General features: G+C 66.4%; 19 protein-coding genes. 3 read left to right on the top strand and 16 right to left on the bottom strand.

The genetic code is table 11. From position 1 onward, the window contains the following. Window positions 1-42: 42 nt before the first annotated feature. Window positions 43-402, bottom strand: coding sequence for a VOC family protein (locus tag ACQU6B_RS03870; protein ID WP_430868733.1), 360 nt, complete (start codon window positions 400-402; stop codon window positions 43-45). A gap of 192 nt (window positions 403-594) precedes the next feature. On the opposite strand from ACQU6B_RS03870, the gene ACQU6B_RS03865 reads away from it, so the two are divergent. After that, window positions 595-1,218: a VWA domain-containing protein gene (locus ACQU6B_RS03865; protein ID WP_430868732.1), complete on the top strand. Its 624-nt coding sequence runs from the start codon at window positions 595-597 to the stop codon at window positions 1,216-1,218. 14 nt (window positions 1,219-1,232) lie between these two features. Here the strand turns inward: ACQU6B_RS03865 and ACQU6B_RS03860 are convergent, their stop codons facing one another. The 15 genes from ACQU6B_RS03860 to ilvD form a co-directional block, all read right to left on the bottom strand. Further along, window positions 1,233-3,044 (bottom strand): AMP-dependent synthetase/ligase, encoded by a 1,812-nt coding sequence (locus ACQU6B_RS03860; protein ID WP_430868731.1) that lies wholly within the window; start codon window positions 3,042-3,044, stop codon window positions 1,233-1,235. A 56-nt stretch (window positions 3,045-3,100) separates the two neighbouring features. Continuing rightward, window positions 3,101-3,538, bottom strand: coding sequence for an OsmC family protein (locus ACQU6B_RS03855; protein ID WP_430868730.1), 438 nt, complete (start codon window positions 3,536-3,538; stop codon window positions 3,101-3,103). A 167-nt stretch (window positions 3,539-3,705) separates the two neighbouring features. Continuing rightward, window positions 3,706-4,428 (bottom strand): M50 family metallopeptidase, encoded by a 723-nt coding sequence (locus tag ACQU6B_RS03850; protein WP_430868729.1) that lies wholly within the window; start codon window positions 4,426-4,428, stop codon window positions 3,706-3,708. Between the two features lie 81 nt (window positions 4,429-4,509). After that, the gene (locus ACQU6B_RS03845; RefSeq protein ID WP_430868728.1) at window positions 4,510-5,307 is read right to left on the bottom strand and encodes an amino acid ABC transporter ATP-binding protein; all 798 of its coding nucleotides are present in this window, start codon (window positions 5,305-5,307) and stop codon (window positions 4,510-4,512) included. Continuing rightward, window positions 5,291-5,959, bottom strand: a complete 669-nt coding sequence (locus ACQU6B_RS03840; protein ID WP_430868727.1) for an amino acid ABC transporter permease — start codon at window positions 5,957-5,959, stop codon at window positions 5,291-5,293. The genes ACQU6B_RS03845 and ACQU6B_RS03840 overlap by 17 nt, the downstream gene beginning before the upstream one ends. Beyond that, window positions 5,959-6,792 carry a transporter substrate-binding domain-containing protein gene (locus tag ACQU6B_RS03835; RefSeq protein ID WP_430868726.1) on the bottom strand — a complete coding sequence of 278 codons (834 nt, stop codon included), beginning with the start codon at window positions 6,790-6,792 and terminating at the stop codon, window positions 5,959-5,961. The genes ACQU6B_RS03840 and ACQU6B_RS03835 overlap by 1 nt, the downstream gene beginning before the upstream one ends. A 400-nt stretch (window positions 6,793-7,192) precedes the next feature. After that, on the bottom strand, window positions 7,193-8,341 hold the full coding sequence (locus tag ACQU6B_RS03830) for a branched-chain amino acid aminotransferase (RefSeq protein WP_430868725.1): 1,149 nt from the start codon (window positions 8,339-8,341) through the stop codon (window positions 7,193-7,195). A gap of 72 nt (window positions 8,342-8,413) precedes the next feature. Beyond that, the gene (locus ACQU6B_RS03825; protein WP_430868724.1) at window positions 8,414-9,469 is read right to left on the bottom strand and encodes a 3-isopropylmalate dehydrogenase; all 1,056 of its coding nucleotides are present in this window, start codon (window positions 9,467-9,469) and stop codon (window positions 8,414-8,416) included. Further along, on the bottom strand, window positions 9,469-10,503 hold the full coding sequence (gene ilvC, locus ACQU6B_RS03820; RefSeq protein ID WP_430868723.1) for a ketol-acid reductoisomerase: 1,035 nt from the start codon (window positions 10,501-10,503) through the stop codon (window positions 9,469-9,471). The genes ACQU6B_RS03825 and ilvC overlap by 1 nt, the downstream gene beginning before the upstream one ends. Before the next feature lie 126 nt (window positions 10,504-10,629). After that, window positions 10,630-11,169 carry an acetolactate synthase small subunit gene (gene ilvN / locus ACQU6B_RS03815; protein WP_430868722.1) on the bottom strand — a complete coding sequence of 180 codons (540 nt, stop codon included), beginning with the start codon at window positions 11,167-11,169 and terminating at the stop codon, window positions 10,630-10,632. A gap of 3 nt (window positions 11,170-11,172) precedes the next feature. Beyond that, on the bottom strand, window positions 11,173-13,011 hold the full coding sequence (locus tag ACQU6B_RS03810; RefSeq protein ID WP_430868721.1) for an acetolactate synthase large subunit: 1,839 nt from the start codon (window positions 13,009-13,011) through the stop codon (window positions 11,173-11,175). Window positions 13,012-13,271: 260 nt separating this feature from the next. Further along, window positions 13,272-13,874 (bottom strand): DUF305 domain-containing protein, encoded by a 603-nt coding sequence (locus tag ACQU6B_RS03805; RefSeq protein ID WP_430868720.1) that lies wholly within the window; start codon window positions 13,872-13,874, stop codon window positions 13,272-13,274. 2 nt (window positions 13,875-13,876) lie between these two features. Beyond that, the gene (locus tag ACQU6B_RS03800; RefSeq protein ID WP_430868719.1) at window positions 13,877-14,869 is read right to left on the bottom strand and encodes a YHYH protein; all 993 of its coding nucleotides are present in this window, start codon (window positions 14,867-14,869) and stop codon (window positions 13,877-13,879) included. 190 nt (window positions 14,870-15,059) lie between these two features. Continuing rightward, window positions 15,060-15,290: a hypothetical protein gene (locus ACQU6B_RS03795; protein WP_430868718.1), complete on the bottom strand. Its 231-nt coding sequence runs from the start codon at window positions 15,288-15,290 to the stop codon at window positions 15,060-15,062. Beyond that, a complete protein-coding gene (gene ilvD, locus ACQU6B_RS03790; protein ID WP_430868717.1) occupies window positions 15,280-16,977 on the bottom strand; it encodes a dihydroxy-acid dehydratase in 1,698 nt (565 codons plus the stop codon). Before ilvD ends, ACQU6B_RS03795 begins: the two co-directional genes overlap by 11 nt. Window positions 16,978-17,117: 140 nt before the next feature. On the opposite strand from ilvD, the gene ACQU6B_RS03785 reads away from it, so the two are divergent. Beyond that, entirely contained in the window at window positions 17,118-17,867 is a 750-nt protein-coding gene (locus tag ACQU6B_RS03785; protein WP_430868716.1) for a MerR family transcriptional regulator, read from the top strand. A 123-nt stretch (window positions 17,868-17,990) separates the two neighbouring features. After that, complete coding sequence (locus ACQU6B_RS03780) at window positions 17,991-18,554, top strand: NADPH-dependent FMN reductase (RefSeq protein ID WP_430868715.1); 564 nt, start codon at window positions 17,991-17,993, stop codon at window positions 18,552-18,554. The last annotated feature ends 158 nt before the right edge of the window (window positions 18,555-18,712 follow it).

Below are 18,712 nucleotides of genomic sequence, written 5' to 3'. Positions count from 1 at the left end.
TCGAGAGACTCTGACGTATCGCGGCGGCGCGCGTAGTCCCTACTATTCGGCTTCCCACAGTTCGATCGGGTTTCCCTCGGGGTCGTGCACCCGGGCAAACTTCCCGATGCCGTCCATGGCCCTCTGGTGAGTTGCTTCGTGCCCGGCCGCGGCCAGCTGCGCGATCATCGCGTCTAGGTCACGGACGCGGAAGTTCACCATGTACTGGCGGTCCGCCGGGAAGTAGTCGCTGTCCTGAGGGAACGGGCTAAAGATCGTTGGCCCCTCCTGGCTGATCCAGGGTGCGTCCGACGGCCCGTTGGGCACCAGTGATACCCCGAGTTGCTCGAGGTACCACTTCGCCAACGCCTCGGGGTCGTTCGCTCGAAAGAAGAATCCGCCGATGCCGAGTACTTTTTCCATGGTCCGTCGCCTCTCGCTATGGGGCAATTGGGTTAGCGGTGTGCACCCGTTCGCTCCCAACCGTTGAATAGCCGTCCTCAACATCGTAAGCGCGCCTGCGGTTGGCTGCTCGGGCCCGATACGTGTGTCAGACCCCGGTGCGAGAGTCAGATCACGTTGCTCATGGCGAGCACTTGAGACTGAGGAGTCCTGATGACTGACCCGAACTACACCGCGCTGCTGCTGATTGTGGATCGCTCCGGTTCCATGATGCAGATCCGCGACGACATGGTTGGCGGGCTACAGAAGCTCGTCGACGACCAGGCGTCTACCCCCGGCAAGCTCACCGTGGACATCGTGACGTTCGACGACAAGATCGAGCACACTCACTCGTTCGCGGACCCAACGGAAGTCATCGTCGAGCTCGAGCCACGCGGGATGACCGCACTCTGGGACGCGATCGGCATCGCAGTGAACAACTTCGGCGCGGCACTCGCTTCGCTCGACGAACTGCACCGGCCGGACATGGTCCAGGTGGTCATCGTCACTGACGGCATGGAGAACTCCAGCCAGGAGTACACCGGCGCACAGGTCAACAAGGCCATCACGCACCAGCGGGACACCTACAAGTGGGACTTCGTCTTCCTCGGCGCGAACCAGGACGCCGTCGCGACGGCGCAAGAGTTGGGCATCGACGGCGACGCCGCTATGACCTACAGCGTCGACATCGAGGCCGTCGGAGCGATGCACGACGCTACGAGCCGCTATATTCACTCGGTGCGTGCTGGCGCCCGCGAGGGCTTCTCCCCCGACGAGCGTGCGGCGTCGATGAACTAGCCCGCGGTCGGTCGCTAAGCCGGAGGGGTCGACTGCGGTTTCGCCTTCGTGTAAATCGCTTCCACCACGTCGGCGAAGTGCGCGAGCACCACGTCGCGACGCACCTTCAGCGATGCGGTCACTTCTTCTTTTGCCTCGGAGAAGCTGCGGGAAACGATGCGGTATTCCTTGATGCCCTCGGCCTTGGACACCTGCTCGTTAGCGGCGGCGATGACCTTGCCCACCAGTTCGCGCACGCGCTCGTTGACCGAGGCTTCGGCCACGTTCATCTGCGGCAGGTTCTCCGCGGTCAGCCATGCGGACAGCAGCGTCTCATCGAGCGCGACTAGGGCTGACACAAAGTTGCGTCCCTCGCCCACCACGATCGCGTCCTGGATAGCCGGGTGCGCGCGCATGAAGTCCTCGAGCACCGCCGGCTGGATGTTCTTGCCGGACGACAACACCAGGATTTCCTTCTTGCGGCCCACAATGCGCAGGCAGCCGTCTTCGACAACGCCCAGGTCGCCCGTCGCGAACCAGCCGTCGACGATCGCCTCGGCCGTGGCATCGGGCGCATTCCAGTAGCCGGTGAAGAGGTTGGTGCCCCGGGCGTAGATCTCGCCGTCGTCGCTGAGCCTCACGGCGCAGCCGGCGATGGGCTTGCCAACGGTTCCCATGGTGCTTCCCAGCACCGGGGTGCCCGTCGCTGCGGCCGTCGTTTCCGTCAGCCCATAGCCCTGCATCACCGTGACGCCGAGGCCTCGGAAGAAGTGCCCCACCTCGGGCAGCATGCGCGCTCCCCCGGAGAGCACAAAGCCCAGCTGGCCGCCCAGCAAGTGACGGATCTTGGCCAGGACGAGCTTGTCGGCGATCGCGTAGCGAAGCTTGAGCGCGGCACCGGGTCCGCCAGTCTCCTGCGCCCTGGAGGCGTCGCGCGCCACACCCGCAGACCAGCGGAAGATCTTCTTCTTCATGCCGGTCATCGAGGTGTCGGCGCGGTTCAGGATGGTCTCCAGCACGCGCGGGACCAGCGGCATCCAGGTGGGCTTGAAGGAGGCCATGTCTGCAGCCAACGTCTTGTGCGACGGCGCGTAGCCGATGACGGCCCCGGAGCTCAGGGCCAGGATCATGGCGAATCGCGCGAACACGTGCGCGAGGGGCAGGAACAGCAGCACGCGGGTGTCGCCCTGCACGAACGGACCGAAGTCGGGGTCCAGCTCGACATTCGCGGAGTGCTCCACGATGTTGCGGTGCGTGAGCATCGCACCCTTGGGGCGGCCGGTGGTTCCGGACGTGTAGATGATGGTCGCGAGGTCGTCGAGGACTGCGTTCTCGGTGCGCGCGTCGAGGTCAGCGTCCGAGACGCTACTTCCGAGCGCGGCCAGCCGATCCATGCCGGTCTCATCAAGTGAGAAGGTGCTGGGTGCGGCGTCGAGCGCGGAAAACATCGCCCGCTGCTCTGGGGACTCCGCCGCTACAATCTTGACCCCGGCGTCCTGGACGATCCAAGCCACCTGCGACGCTGACGACGACGGATAGATCGGCACGCTCACGCCACCTGCGGCGAAGATGGCAAAGTCCATAACCGACCACTCGAGGCGGGTGTCGCCGACGATCCCGACGCGGTCTCCCACCTTGAGACCCGAGGCGACGAGCCCCTTGGCCACCGCACGCACGCGGTCGCGGAAATCGGTGAGCAACACCGGAATCCAGGCATCGTTCTCGCCCTTTACCTCGGCGAAAACGCGCTCAGGGAAACTGGCTGCGCGTGCGTCGAGCATCGCGGTCAGGTGCATGCGGTTGTCGACTACTGCTAGGCCGGGCGACGACATCTCAAATTGGGTCATGCCAGATTCTAACCTACGGAACCGTAAGTTAATAGGTGACGTTGGTCCGTGTTTTCCTAGATTTTGCTGTGAATCCGGATCGACACGGGTGTGACGTTCTGCAGATTGTCGGAGACGGGGCATCGGGATTCGGCGATCTTCGCGATCTCCTCGAGCTCGGCAGCGTCCGCGTCGCCCTCGACCACGATGTCCACCTCGATCGACTCGTAGCCCGCACGCTCGTCCATGTTGGTACCCGCGAACTTGGCGGGATCCAGCTCGCCCTTCGCTGTGGCCGTGAAGGAGGTGAGGGTGACCCCACGTTCCTTGGCTACCAGGTGCACCATCACGTTGAGGCAGCCGAGCAGCGCGCCCAGCACGTACTCCACTGGGTTGGGGCCGGAGTTGCCGCCGCCCAGGCTTTGGGGCTCATCCACGAGCCATTCGAACTCGCGCGCCTTGACCGTCAGGCCGGTGTCCGTTGTAGAAACTGCTGTCGCTTGGAAGGTTGCCATGATCTCGCTCCATCACTATCCACGCGGGATGGAGGCGACTCCGCCGGAACCGCTCCCGCGTGACCGACTAAGCAGAGGAGGACTACCTTCAGCCTACGAAGCCGTCCGCGACAGGACGGGGACCTAGGTCCCTCGCCGATGACCCAAAACGAGCGGCGGTGTGAGGGCTAGCCGCCGACTGCGTCACCGATCACTTCGCCGACCATCAGCCAGGCGCCGCCTGCAGCACAAGCGAGGGTCACGAGCCAGAACACGCCCACCCAGATCGCACCGGGAAACGGGGTCACCCGGGCCAGCGCATCGGCATCCGAACCCCGGCCGGCGGCCGACCGGCGCGAACCCTGCAACTCGAAGACGGCGCGCACCGCGCCAAGCAGCAACAGCCACGCCACCGCGTAGGCGACGCCGATGCGCCAGGGATCGGGGGCGGCCCACGCCAGCCATCCCATCCCGCCGGCGGCCAGCACCATCACCAGGAATCCGTACACGTTGCGGATCTGGAACAGCACCACCAGCAGCACGATTACCACAATCCACAGCAGCGCGAACGCGTACCCTGCGCTGAGCAACGCCGCCGCACCTAAGCCCAGTACGGCGGGAGCTGGATATCCCGCGAACGCGGTGAGCGCCAGCGGGAAACGCTTGGTCGACCCCGAATGAGTGGTCAGCCCGGAGGTGTCCGAGTGGAGGCGGATTCCGCGCACCTCGCGCCCCAGCAGCGCCGCGACCCCGGCGTGCCCCGCCTCGTGCGCGATAGTGACCACGTGGCGCACCACGTGCCACAACTGCGGGATCAGCAGGCAGACCATGACGGCAGCAAGCGACCACAGCGCGGTGGAGGCCGAGGCGTCGACCTGGGTCGTTACGTCGCCCCACCAAGAATCAATCACACGGTACTGTCCCACAAAAGTCGACCCAGGTAGATCCAGAACTTGGATCGAGGAGGTGCGCCCCCGGGGCTCGCGGTCCGCCTAGAGGGGGTGCGTGAGCCGGCGGACGAACTGCCTGGTGCGCTCCTCGCGGGGCTCGCGCAGCACCTGGGCCGGCGGTCCCACCTCGAGCACCCGGCCCGCGTCGACGAACGCCACCTTCTGGGCGACCTCGCGCGCGAACTGCAGCTCGTGGGTGACCACCACCATGGTCCAGCCCTCAGCGGCCAGGTCCCGCATCAGCACCAGCACCTCGCCCACTAGTTCCGGGTCCAATGAGGAGGTGGGCTCGTCGAACAGCAGCAACGTGGGCTTAAGCGCCAGGGCGCGGATAATCCCTACGCGTTGCTGCTGACCACCTGACAGCTCGTGCGGGTAGGCATCGCGCTTGTCGGACAAGCCCACGCGCTCCAGCAGGGCGATCGCCTCCGCCTCTGCCTCGGCTCGCGGGCGCTTCTGAACCACCACGGGGCCCTCGATCACATTCTGCAGGACGGTCCGATGCGGAAACAGGTTGTAATGCTGGAAGACCATCGCGGAGCGGTCGCGCAGCGCGTTCGCGGCCTTCGCGCTTGGCCGCGGCACGGCACCGAAATCCACGGTGGCGTCGCCAAGGGTGACCACCCCAGCATCGGGCCTCTCTAAACCGTTGAGGCACCTCAGCAGGGTGGTCTTGCCGGACCCGGAGGCGCCGATGACGGCCACCACCTCGCCGCGTTCCACGGTCAGGTCAACGGAGCGGAGCACCTCGTTGGTACCAAAGGACTTCGTCACCCCGCTCACGGACAGCAGCGGTGCGAGGGCCCCTGCGGACTCGTGCGAATTAGGCAACGGCGACATGGCGGTCCAACTTCCTCTCGATAGTGTTCTGCGCGCTGGACAGCGCGAGGCAGATCACCCAGTACACGATGCCAGCCTCGACGTACATCAGCATGAACTCCTGCGTGAAGGCCGCAATCTCTTGCGCCTTGCGGAACATCTCCGAGACCAGGATCAGCGACGTCAGCGACGTGTCCTTAACTAGCGAGATGAAGGTGTTGGACAGCGGCGGCACCGCCACCCGCGCGGCCTGGGGCAGGATGACTCGGCGCAGCGCAGTGCGCCGCGACATCCCCACCATGTACGCGGCTTCCCACTGACCCTTGTGCACCGACAGGATCGCCGCGCGCACCACCTCAGCACCGTAACCGCCCACATTGAGCGACAGCGCAATGATGGCGCTGGGCCACGGGTTGATGGTGACGCCCAGCGACGGCAGCCCGTAGAAGATCACGAACAGCTGCACCAGCAGCGGGGTGCCGCGGATCACTGAGATATAGAATCTCGCGATGCCTGACACCAGTCGGTTGCCCGACAGCCGCATGAGTGCGGCACCGATCGCCAGCACCATGCCCACCGCGAAGGAGACCAACGCGAGTGGAATGGTGGCGAGGACCGCTGCGGCCGTGAGCGGCCCCAGCGAGTCCCAAAATAACGACCAGTCGATGTTCATTAGACGGCGGGTTCCTTGGTGACGTCATCCCCAAAGAACTCGGCGGAGATGTCTGCAAGCGAGCCGTCGGCGGCGAGCGTGGCGAGTGCGTCGGAGACAGCCTCAGCCAGCGCTTCGTCCCCACCAGCGAACGCGAACGCACTCACGGAGCCGTCCTCGGTGGTAGCCACCACCTTGAGGTCGTCGGCGCCAAACGTCTGCTGATAGTCAAGCCACGTGAGGCTGTCGTTGATGGTCGCTTCCACGCGTCCCTGCCGGAGCAGCTCCACGGACTGCGCCCACCCCTCGACGGCCTCAATATTGGCGCCAGCGTCGCGAGCCTGCTGGCCGAATGCCGAGGTCAGGGACTGCGCTAGAGTCCGACCCTCAATGTCATCGAAGGAAGTGATGTCGGTGTTGTCCTGAGTCACCACCAACACGCCGTTGGAGTAGGTGTACGGCGTAGAGAAGGTATAGACATCTTCGCGCTCGGGCGTGATGCCTACCTGGTTCGCCACGGCGTCGATGCGATCCGACTCGAGGCCGGTGAGCAGCGCGTCCCACTGCGTTTCCTCGAACTCCACCTCGACGCCCAGTTCCTGTGCGACGGCCCGCGCCACCTCGACATCGAACCCAGTGAGTTCACCGGTGCCGTCCTCGTGGAACGTGAAGGGGCGGTAGGTCCCTTCGGTGCCCACCACCCACACGCCAGCGTTCTCGACGTCCGACCAGGAGGTGTCCGCCGCAGCGTCCGCTCCCCCTGTCGCGTCGACATCCTGGGCCGTGGAGGAGCACGCCGTCAGCGCGAGGGCGGAGGCGGCGAAAACGGCGGGAAGTGCAGAGCGGAACTTCATCAGAAAGACCTTTCATAAACAACGTGGAGTCATAAGAACAGTAGATGGGTTTACGCCGCGGAGTCGTAAACACCGCGGAGCCGCAGCGCAACCCAGGAATAGAGCGCGGCGGTAGGAGTTGGTCATGCGGTTACGGCTCAAGGGCGCGGGCCGGACGCGGGCGCGGGCATGACAAGCAGCGCCGATCCTAGGAGGGTGCGGGGCTAGGTCGTAGTTGACTCGTGCGTCAGCAGTAAGACCCAGCTCCGCACAGACAGCACATGCCAGCCGCGCGGGGCGCGAGCACGAACAATGCGGTGTTGGCGGATGAGCTCATGATTCCCTCAACCGCTCCCGAGCGGAAGTTATTCCCTCGCGCGGGCAAGCGTGCACGAGAGAGCCAACGGCCGAGCGGAGACGGCTAGGCGACGCGGCGCATCCAGCCGTACGGGTCAGCCGCGCGGCCGTATTGAATGTCGGTGAGCGACTTGCGGATGGCGAGCGTGACCTCTCCGGCCACTCCCCCGTTGATGGTGAGATCGAAGTCGGGCGAGGCCAGGCGCCCCACCGGGGTCACAGCGGCGGCGGTGCCACACGCGAACACCTCCAGGATGTCGCCGGACTCGACTCCGGAGCGGACCTCGTCCAGCGTGATGTCCTTCTCCAGCACCTTGCGGCCGGTGTCCTCAAGCTGACGGATCACCGAGGAGCGCGTGATGCCCTCGAGGATGTTGCCCGTCAGGCGCGGCGTCTCCACCGAGCCGTCCGCGCGCACCACGAATACGTTCATGCCGCCGAGTTCGTCGAGGTACTTGTCCTCCTTGGCGTCCAGGAACAGCACCTGCTGGCAGCCGTTGTCCGCCGCCTGCATCTGCGGCAACAGCGACGATGCGTAGTTACCTCCGCACTTGGCGTCACCCGTGCCGCCGGGTCCGGCGCGGTGATATCCCTGCGCCACCCAGATGGACACCGGGATGATGCCGCCCGGGAAGTATGCGCCTACGGGAGAGGCGATGAGGAGGTAGTCGACGATCTGCGCGGGTCGCACGCCGAGGAACGCCTCGGAGGCAAACATGAAGGGGCGCAGGTACAGCGAGGACTCGTCGCCGCTGGGCACCCATTCAACGTCGGTGCGCACCAGCGCCTCGATCGAGCCGATGAAGTCGTCAATCTGCAGCTGAGGCAGCGCGAGGCGCTGCGCGGACTTGTTGAAGCGCGCGGCGTTGGCCTCCGGGCGGAACAGCCACACCGAGCCGTCGGCCCAGCGGTAGGCCTTCAGCCCCTCGAAGATCTCCTGGCCGTAGTGCAGCACAGCGGCGGCAGGGTCCAGCGACAGCGGGCCGTAGGCCTCCACGCGGCGGTCCAGCCAGCCGGTTCCCGAGCGCCACTGCGCGCGCGCCATGTGATCGGTGAACTGCGTGCCAAAGTTCAGGTTGGCGAGCGCGGCTTCCCGCTCCGCTACGGGTAGCGGAGCGGGATTCGCGCGTACCTCGAAGGCCTCGACTGCGGAGGGAGCGGATGCCGAGGGCACCTGATCACCAAATCCAAGAGCTGGGACGCCAGTGCTCATGTCGGGCCTTTCGATTGAAGTGGCGGGGCCGCAGTCGCGACCCCGCCGTACATCAGTACTGCTGTAAAGCGACTACCCGCGGATGCGGGCGGCGAGGGCGTCTCCGACCTCGCTGGTGGAACGTACCGAGCCATCCTTGGCCGCAGCATCGGCCGCCACTGCTCCCTCGACGCGCGCAGCGAGCTCCGCGTAGCCAAGGAAGTCCAGCAGCATCGCCACGGACAGGACCGTCGCGGACGGATCCGCGATGCCCTTTCCAGCGATGTCCGGCGCCGAGCCGTGAACGGGCTCGAACATCGACGGCGCCGTCTTGTCGGCGTTGATGTTTCCCGATGCCGCGAGGCCGATGCCACCGGAGATGGCAGCCGCCTGGTCGGTCAGGATGTCGCCGAACAGGTTGTCCGTGACAATCACGTCGAACTTGGCCGGGTTGGTGGTCATCACGATGGTCGCGGCGTCAATGTGCAGGTAGTCCCAGGTAACGTCCGGGAACTCCACTGCCACAGCCTCGACGGTGCGACGCCACAGGTGACCGGCGTGAACCAGCACGTTGTGCTTGTGCACCAGGGTTAGCTGCTTGCGGTCGCGGCCCTGAGCCACGCCGAACGCGTAGCGCACCACGCGCTCCACGCCGTGACGGGTGTTGATGGAGACCTCGGTCGCGATCTCGTGAGGCGTGTCGACGCGCAGCGCGCCGCCGTTGCCCACGTACGGTCCCTCAGTGCCCTCGCGCACCACCACAAAGTCGACCTCGGTCACGTCGCGCAGCGGCGACACCTCGCCCGGGTACAGGCGCGAGGGACGCAGGTTCACGTACTGGTCAAGCGCGAAGCGCAGCGGCAGCAAGACGCCGCGCTCGAGCGTGCCGGACGGAACCGACGGGTCGCCGATCGCACCCAGCAGAATGACGTCGTGGCCACGTATGGCCTCGAGGTCAGTCTCCGTGAGCGTGTCGCCCGTCGCGTGCCAACGCTTGGCACCCAGGTCGAACTCGGTCGTCTCGAACGAGATGTCGGTTCCCTCGGTCGCGGCGGTGAGGCACTTGAGCCCCTCCGCTACGACCTCGGGGCCGATGCCGTCGCCGGCAACTACTGCGAGGCGGTACGTGGAGGTCGCGGTCTCACTCATTAACGTGCCGTCTGGCCGTCGACGTAGTCGGCGTCAGCAGCGTCAACGCCGGACCATGCGAACAGCTTGCGCAGCTCGCGGCCGGTGTCCTCGATCGAGTGGGTCTCGCCCTTCTTGCGAAGCTCCTGGAACTCGGGGCCACCCTTGTCCTGGTCGTCGATGAAGCGCTTAGCGAAGGCACCGTTCTGAATGTCAGCGAGCACGGCCTGCATGTTCTCCTTGACCTCGGGGGTGATGACGCGGGGACCGGACACGTAGTCGCCGTACTCGGCGGTGTCGGACACGGACCAGCGCTGCTTGGTGATGCCACCCTCGTGCATGAGGTCGACGATGAGCTTGAGCTCGTGAAGCACCTCGAAGTAGGCGATCTCCGGCTGGTAGCCAGCCTCGGTCAGGACCTCGAAGCCGTACTGCACCAGCTGCGAGGTTCCGCCACAAAGCACGGCCTGCTCGCCGAACAGGTCGGTCTCGGTCTCTTCGGTGAACGTGGTCTTGATGACTCCGGCGCGCGTGCCACCGATGGCCTTCGCGTACGACTTGGCGATGTCCCAGGCCTGGCCCGAAGCATCGGCCTCAACGGCGATGATGTCCGGGATGCCGCGGCCCGCGACGAACTCGCGACGAACGGTGTGTCCGGGAGCCTTGGGGGCGATCAGGATGACGTCGATGCCCGCGGGAGCCTCGATGTAGCCGAAGCGGATGTTGAAGCCGTGCGCGAACGCGATGGTCTTGCCCTCGGCGAGGTTGGGCTTGATCTCGTCGTTGTAGATGGTGCGCTGGAACTGGTCCGGCGCGAGGATCATGATGAGGTCTGCCCAAGCGGTCGCATCGGCGACCGAGGACACGGTGAAGCCGTCGTTCTCGGCCTTGATGGTCGAGCGCGAGCCGTCGCGCAGCGCAACGCGCACCTCGACGCCAGAGTCGCGGAGGTTCTGCGCGTGAGCGTGACCCTGCGAGCCGTAACCCACGATGGCAACCTTCTTGCCCTGGACGATTGAGAGGTCTGCGTCCTCTTCGTAGAACAATTCAGCCATGGTTTTCTCCTTCTCGTGTTAAACGAATTCCGTTGAATAGAACTTGCGTAAAAATTTCAGGCGGCCGATGCGGCGATCGGCTTGAGGCGTGACCGCGTCAGGACGCCCGCGGGGCGCCACCGACGGTCAGGAGACCGTGTTGTACAGGCCGTGATTGCGGTCGAGAGCACGCTCCGTGATGGAGCGCGAGCCGCGACCGATCGCGACCGTGCCCGACTGCACGATCTCGCGAATGTCGTGAGGTGAGAGCGCCGCGAGCAGCGCCTCCAGCTTCTCGGGCGTGCCGACGGCCTCCACCACCAGTGCGTCCGTGGAGACATCCACCACCTTGGCGCGGAACAACTCGACCACCTGCAGGATCTCGGTGCGCTGACGCGAGTCTGCGCGCACCTTCACCAACAGCAGCTCGCGCAGCACCGAGCGGTCGCGCTCGAGCTCCACGATCTTGAGCACGTGGATCAGCTTGTTGAGCTGCTTGGTGACCTGCTCGAGCGGGTGCTCGTCCACGTCAACCACCACAGTGATGCGGGAGATCTCGGGGTGCTCGGTGGGGCCCACAGCCAACGAGTGGATGTTGAAGGCGCGGCGCGAGAACAGCCCAGCGACGCGCGCGAGCACGCCTGGCTTGTTCTCAACGAGTACGGAGAGAGTGTGCTTGTCCGTCATGCTCTAGTCCTCACGGTCCCACTTGGGGGCGATGCCCTTGGCGTACTGAATCTCGTCATTGCTGGTTCCCACTGCGACCATCGGCCACACCATCGCGTCGCGCGACACGGTGAAGTCCACGACCACTGGCTGGTCGTTGATCTCCATCGCGCGCTTGATGGTCGCGTCCACGTCCGCGTCGGACTCGCAGCGCAAGCCAACGCAACCCATCGCATCGGCCAGCTTCACAAAGTCGGGGATGCGCTTGGTGCCGTGACCGGTGTTGAGGTCGGTGTTGGAGTAGCGCTGGTTGTAGAACAGGGTCTGCCACTGGCGCACCATGCCCAGCGAAGAGTTGTTGATGATCGCGACCTTGATCGGGATCTCGTTGAGCGCGCACGTGACGAGCTCCTGGTTGGTCATCTGGAAGCAGCCGTCGCCGTCGATGGACCACACCGTGCGGTCCGGAGCCCCCACCTTGGCGCCCATCGCCGCGGGAACCGAGAAGCCCATCGTGCCGAGGCCACCGGAGTTGATCCACGAGTTGGGGCGCTCGTACTTGATGAACTGGCTGGCCCACATCTGGTGCTGGCCGACGCCCGCCACGAAGATTGACTCGGGACCGGAGATCTCGCCCAGGCGCTGAATGACGTGCTGGGGTGAACCCAGGCCGTCGTCGGGTGTCGCGTAGCCCAGCGGGAAGGTGGTGCGCCACTCATCGAGCTGCTTCCACCACCCCTCGAGGTCGGGAAGGCCGTGCTTGATGTGCTCCTCGGCCAGGGCCGGGATCAGGTCCGCGAAGACTTCCTTGAGGTCGCCCACGATCGGCACATCCGCGTGGCGGTTCTTGCCGATCTCCGCGGGGTCGATGTCCGCGTGGACGATGGTCGCCAGCGGGGCAAACGAGTCGAGGTTGCCGGTCACCCGGTCGTCGAACCGCGTGCCGAGCGCGACCACCAGGTCGGCGTGCTGAAGCGCCGCCACGGCGGGCACGGTGCCGTGCATGCCGGGCATCCCGAGGTTCTGCGGGTGGCTGTCGGGCAGCGCGCCGCGGGCCATCAGGGTGGTCACCACGGCCGCGCCGGACAGATCCGCAAGTTTGCGCAGACCCTCGGCCGCTCCCGAGCGGATCACACCGCCGCCCACGTACAGCACTGGCTTACGGGCAGTCGCGAGCAGGCGCGCGGCCTCCTGCACGGTCTTGGAGTGCGGCTTGGCACCGGAGTTGAAACCGGGCAGTTCGATCTTTCCCGGCCAGTTGAACTCCGTCATGGCCTGCATCGCGGACTTGGTGACGTCCACGAGCACGGGGCCCGGGCGTCCGTGGGTCGCGATGTAGAACGCCTCGGCAATGGCACGGGGAATCTCGGCAGGGTCCGTCACCAGCATGTTGTGCTTGGTGATGGGCTGCGTGATGCCCACAATGTCCGCCTCCTGGAAGGCGTCAGTGCCGATGTTCGCGGCGGCGACCTGGCCGGTGATGGCGACCATGGGGATCGAGTCCATGTTCGCATCGGCGATCGGGGTCACGAGGTTGGTCGCTCCGGGGCCCGACGTCGCGATGCAGACGCCGGGGCGGCCGGTCGCGTGGGCGTAGCCCTGCGCGGCGTGGCCGGCACCCTGCTCGTGGCGCACCAGGATGTGGCGGAGCTGGGTGGAGTCCATCAGCGGGTCATACGCGGGGAGGATCGCGCCGCCCGGCAGACCGAAGATGTCGGTGACGCCTGCGTACTCGAGCGAACGAATGAGCGACTGCGCGCCATTCATTGCCTCGCCGCCCTGCGCCGAGGCGCTGGTGGCTGGTCGTGCCGAAGTCGCAGTCGCGCTCGGCGCGGACGGCTTGGGGGCCGGGGCCTGTGCCATCTTCTCTCCCATTGAGTCTGATGTGGTGAGGCGGTTCTCTCAATCCGCCTCGCATGGAAAAACCCCTGGGCCTGGAGTGGCTGTCGGGGTATGCGCGCGGACGATGCCGGGTCGAGGACTAGATGTCCGCGCGCCCAATAACTAGTACGAGAGTCGTCTGCATAGAGAAGACTGTACGCCTGCCCACGGCGAATGTCACGCCATAACTCACTAATCTCACATCGTGGCTCACCATCTTAAATAGTGAGACATGACGGGCACTAGGCGTAGTCGTTCGCGAGAAGGTAGTCGAACTGATTGATCTCGAAGGTCTGGGTGGCGGACATCCGCGAGGCGAGCGACTGCACGTCCTCGATCGAGGCCTGCCGCTGCGCCTCATCCGCCATCTCGACACCGCCCACGTGGTGCGCGCGCATCAGGGTCAGGAACTGGCGCCCCTTCTCTAGGCCCGTCGCCGCAGCCAGCTCGGCCATCTGTTCATCGGTCGCCAGCCCCGGCATCTGCTCGGCGGGGACCGCGTGACCCATCCAGGCCATGACCGTCTCCGGCGGCGCGGTCGAGTGCCCCCAAGAGGCCAGCCACGCGTGCATCATGCCGCGTTCGTAGGACTGGGTCTGGAGGATCTCGGCCGCTGACGCCTGGACAGCCCCACCCGTGTCCGCCCCGAGCACGCGCTGGCACATCGCCAGCGCCTGCTCGTGATGAAAGGCCATGTCACGGCTGAAGCCGATGTCGACGGCGTTGGGAAGCGGGGCGGCCTCGCTGTCACCGGCGCAGGCCGCCAGGCTCGCGGCCGCGACAACCGACCCCGCGCCAAACAGCAGCGCGCGGCGGCCGTATTGGCGCGAGGAGTGGTCAGTCACGGTCACGGCCCACCCGGGCCGCCAGCGTCGCCACCCGCCGCGATGGCATCGTCCGACACCTCTCCGTAGTAGCAGCCGATGAAGTATGGGAAGGTCTCGGTGGTGTAGTACCGGTACTGGCCGTCCTCGTCCACGCGACCGTTGCACTGGTCGAGGTCGCCCAAGCCCTCGACGTAGGTGTGCGCCGCCCAGGTGTCCGTGGCGAAGGCGGTCTCGTCGGTGAGCTCCCAGCTGCTCTCGAGCTGGGTCATCGACGAGCAGTCGTCGTCCTCGCACACCAGGCCCGACATGATCGGGTACCCGTCCGCGGCCCATCCCACCAGGATCGGCTCCCCCGAGTTCACCTCGTCGGCGCTATACAGGCAGTCCACGTCCTCGGCCCAGCCAAACAGGTGCGCGTGGAAGTCCACGGGGCCGTTGTGGCTTCCGCACTCGGAGATCGCGCCCTCCAGTGACAGCACGTCGCCGCCGGTGCCCTCCGTGGGGCCGTACATGGCGACACCGTCGATCGCGACAGCCACGGCACCCAGCAACGGGACGTCGTCGGGGCTGGGGTCCGCCGCCGGCACGGGGGTCGCGGGGAGCACGTAGGTCGCCTCGACGGCGTTCGGGGAACCCGGGGTGGTCGCGACGTATACGTAGTCGGGAATCGAGTTGCTCGTCACGACGATGCTGTCGCCGTCGCAGACCGCGCTCAGCTCCGGGTCGTCGAGGTCTGCGTTCGCGGACTCCACGTCGCGGAACGTCGCGGCCGTGGCCTCGCAGTCGCCCGTGGTCGGGCCGTACGAGGCGCTCGACGCGACGGCCGAGGCGCTGGGGCTCAACTCATCGGCCGTGGCGGCGGGGGTCGAGGATTCCACGACGGCCGTCGCGGTCGAGCTCGCCTCGTCGTCGCCGGCGGCGCTACAGGCGCTCAGCATGAGGGCCAACGCGGCGACGGCGGCGAGGCCGACGGGCGTCGCCCGTCGCGTCAGGGGGACTTGGTTCTTGCGCATTGTTTGCCTGCCTTAGAGCGGTTCTGAGTCGGCGGGTGTCGCCGGCCTCTTACGCACAAGGCTAGATAGCGTGGCGGCCGGATGCGGCAAAATCGGCTTGATTCCCAGAAAACTCCCAGGCGCACGGCGCCCCAGCGAATCCGGCATCTCACACCCCGAATTCGCGGGGTGACCGGCCCGAACGGTGGCGCTACTGCGCCGGAGCGCGCGGGCTGGGCGTCGCGAAACCGGGCCCGCCGTCCACGCTCGTCACGACACCCGCAAGGAAACCCGCCGCCACGATCAGGACGATCAGCCCAAAGGGAACCGCCCAGAACAACCAGCGCGGAATCCCGGTGATTGGCGTGTACCGGCCACTCTCCTTCTCCGCGTGGTCGTCCCAGGACTCGTAGGGACTAGGCGTCGAAGCGTCAGTACCCAACCACTGCCCCGGTGGACGCCGAGCCCACGAGCTTCGCGTACTTCGCGAGCACGCCGCGGGTGTACTTGGGAGCGGGGGGCTCGAAGCCAACGGCGCGCGCCGCGAGTTCCGCCTCATCCACGTGCAGGTCGAGCGACTTGTTCGCGACGTCGAGCGTGATCTTGTCGCCGTCCTTGACGAACGCGATGGGGCCGGCGTCGACCGCCTCGGGGGCCACGTGACCGACGCACAGGCCGGTCGTGCCGCCGGAGAAGCGGCCGTCGGTGAGCAGCAGTACGTCCTTGCCCAGGCCAGCGCCCTTGATGGCGGCGGTGATGGCGAGCATCTCGCGCATACCCGGGCCGCCCTTGGGGCCCTCGTAGCGAATGACGACCACGTCGCCGGCGACAATCTCGCCGGCCGTCAGTGCGTCCAGCGCCTTGCGCTCGCCCTCGAAGACCCGCGCGGTTCCCTCGAACACGTCGGTGTCGAAACCGGCCGACTTCACGACGGCTCCGTCGGGAGCCAACGAGCCGTGCAGGATGGTGATGCCGCCCGACTTGTGGATGGGGTTGTTCAGCGCGCGGACCACACGGCCGTCGATCTTGTTGGGCTTGAGGTCTTCCATGTTCTCGGCCAAGGTCTTGCCGGTCACGGTCATCACGTCGCCGTTCATCATGCCGGCCTCGAGCAGCGTGTTCATGACGGCGGGCACGCCGCCCACGCGGTCAACGTCGTTCATGACGAACTGGCCGAAGGGCTTGAGGTCGCCCAGGTGCGGGACCTGGTCCGCGATGCGCGAGAAGTCGGCCAGCGTGAGGTCGACGTCGGCCTCCTTGGCGATCGCGAGCAGGTGCAGCACGGCGTTGGTGGATCCGCCGAACGCCATCACTACGGCGATCGCGTTCTCAAAGGCAGGCTTGGTCATGATGTCGCGCGCGGTGATGCCCTGGCGCAGCATGTTGACCACGGCCTCGCCGGACTTGTGCGCGTACATGTCGCGGCGACGGTCGGGGCTGGGCGGCGAGGCGGAGCCGGGAATCGACATTCCGAGCGCCTCTCCAACGGACGCCATGGTGTTGGCGGTAAACATTCCGCCACACGCGCCCTCGCCGGGGCAGATCGCCTTCTCAATCGCCAGGCGGTCAGCCTCAGACATGAGTCCCGCGGCGCACGCGCCCACGGCCTCGAACGCGTCGATGATGGTGACGTCCTTGGAGGTACCATCCTCCAGCGTGACGTGGCCTGGCATGATCGAGCCCGCGTAGAGGAACACCGAGGCCAGGTCCAGGCGCGCGGCGGCCATCAGCATGCCGGGAAGCGACTTGTCGCAGCCGGCGAGCAGCACGGAGCCGTCCAGTCGCTCGGCCTGCATGACCACCTCAACGGAGTCGGCGATGATGTCGCGCGACACCAGCGAGTAGTGCATTCCCTCGTGGCCCATGGAGATGCCGTCTGACACGGAGATGGTGCCGAACTCGAGCGGGTAGCCGCCCCCGGCGTGCACGCCCTCCTTGGACGCCTGCGCGAGGCGCTGCAGCGAGAGGTTGCAGGGGGTGATCTCGTTCCACGAGCTCGCGATGCCGATCTGCGGCTTGGCGAAGTCGTCGTCGCCCATTCCTACTGCGCGGAGCATGCCGCGCGATGCGGTGGCCTCGATGCCATCGGTGACCGTGCGTGAGCGGGGCTTAATGTCGAATTCAGTCATGCAAGCGAGTTTAGGACTTCCGCGCGGGGCGCGGGCGCGGAACTCGCAGGCGGGCGGCCGATGCCGTGGCCCGCCACGCGGGAAACTCGCGGAGGGCGCGGGGTTGACATTGACGCGGCGTCAACTTCTAGGCTGTCCTCATGAGCACCACACACGACATCTCCGCCCTGTCGCGGATGAGCGGGGTCACGAGCCGGACCCTGCGCCACTACGACGCGATCGGCCTGCTCCGGCCCGCCCGCACCGGGCAGGACGGGCGCCGCCACTACGGCCAGCCGGAGATCCTGCGCCTGCAACACATTCTGGTGTTGCGCGAACTGGGAACCCCGTTGCCCACCATCCAGAGCATCGTCGACACGGACGACGACGCGACCACGATCTCCCTGCTGCGCGAGCATCGGCGCGCGCTCGAGAGCGAGCGAGACCGGTTCGCGACCCTGGCCGCCACCGTCGAGCGCACCATCACCTCACTAGAGCAGGGAGCAGCCATGACCTCCGACCAGATCCTCGAGGGTTTCAACCACCATAAGTACGCCCCCGAGGCCCGCGAGCGCTGGGGTGCCCCCGTGGTGGACCGCGCGTACACGCAGTGGCGCGACCTGGGCGCGGACGCGCAGAGCGATCACCTCGCCGAGCACGAATCCATCTCGATGGAGATCGCGCGGTTGGCGGCGTCCGGCGCCGACCCCACCGACGCATCGGCCCAAGACACAGTCGCGCGGCACTTCGCGTGGGTCAGCCGGCTGTGGACCCCCAACGCCGAGTCCTACGCTGGCCTGGCGCAGATGTACGTGGACGACGAGCGCTTCCGCGCCAGCTACGACAAGTACGGCGCGGGCACGGCGCAGTTCCTGCGCGACGCGATGGAGCACTACGCCCACGGTTTGTGAGGGGCCGCCGGCGAGTTGAGAAAAGCTTGGGCGATTCGGGAATAGTTGATACGTCACCCAGCGTTACACGTGGCAGCGGCTGAGAAAGTCGCCGCTCCCCCCTAAACGTTAGGAAGACACATCATGACCCGCATCGGATACATCATCGGCTCGCTAGCCGCAGGCTCCATCAACCGCCAGGTCGGCCAGGCCATCGCGTCCCTCGCCCCCGAGGGTGTCGAGTTCGTGGAACTGAACTACTCGGAGCTCCCGCAGTACTCCTACGACCTCGACGCGGACTACCCCGTCGCGGCCCGCGAGTGGAAGCAGGCCATCGAGGACGTCGACGGCGTCGTCATCCTCACCCCCGAGTACCTGCGCTCGATCCCCGGCGCACTTAAGAACGCGATCGACTTCGCGTCACGCCCGTGGGGCACCAACTCGTTCAACGGCAAGCCCGTCGCCATTGCCGGCGCATCCGTAGGCGCCATCGGCACCGCGGCCGCGCAGCAGCACCTGCGCGCGATCCTCGGACACCTCAACGCACCCACGCTGGGTCAGCCCGAGGTCTTCCTCAAGTTCAGCCCGGACGACTTTGGCGCCAACGGCGAGGTCAACAACCCCGCGACCCTCGCTCTGCTCGAGGGCTTCGTGGCCGCCACGGTCGCCCACGTCGAGCTGCACACGCACGAGAGCGTCAACGCCTAACTCAACGTCCCCAGCAGGCGCATTCAGACGGTTCACCGCCGCACTTGTCCGTCTGAGTGTGATTGACGGCCGTTCGGGCGGGCAAGTGATCCACTTGCCCGCCTGAACTCACCCGGCTTTACGTCGAGCGAGGGAACAGACGCGCCCGCTCCGCGGTT

This window comes from Demequina aurantiaca, from assembly GCF_050598105.1.
Lineage (GTDB): Bacteria > Actinomycetota > Actinomycetes > Actinomycetales > Demequinaceae > Demequina > Demequina aurantiaca_A.
The sequence above is the reverse complement of the archived record's forward strand: the minus strand, read 5'-3'. Positions and strand labels throughout refer to the sequence as shown.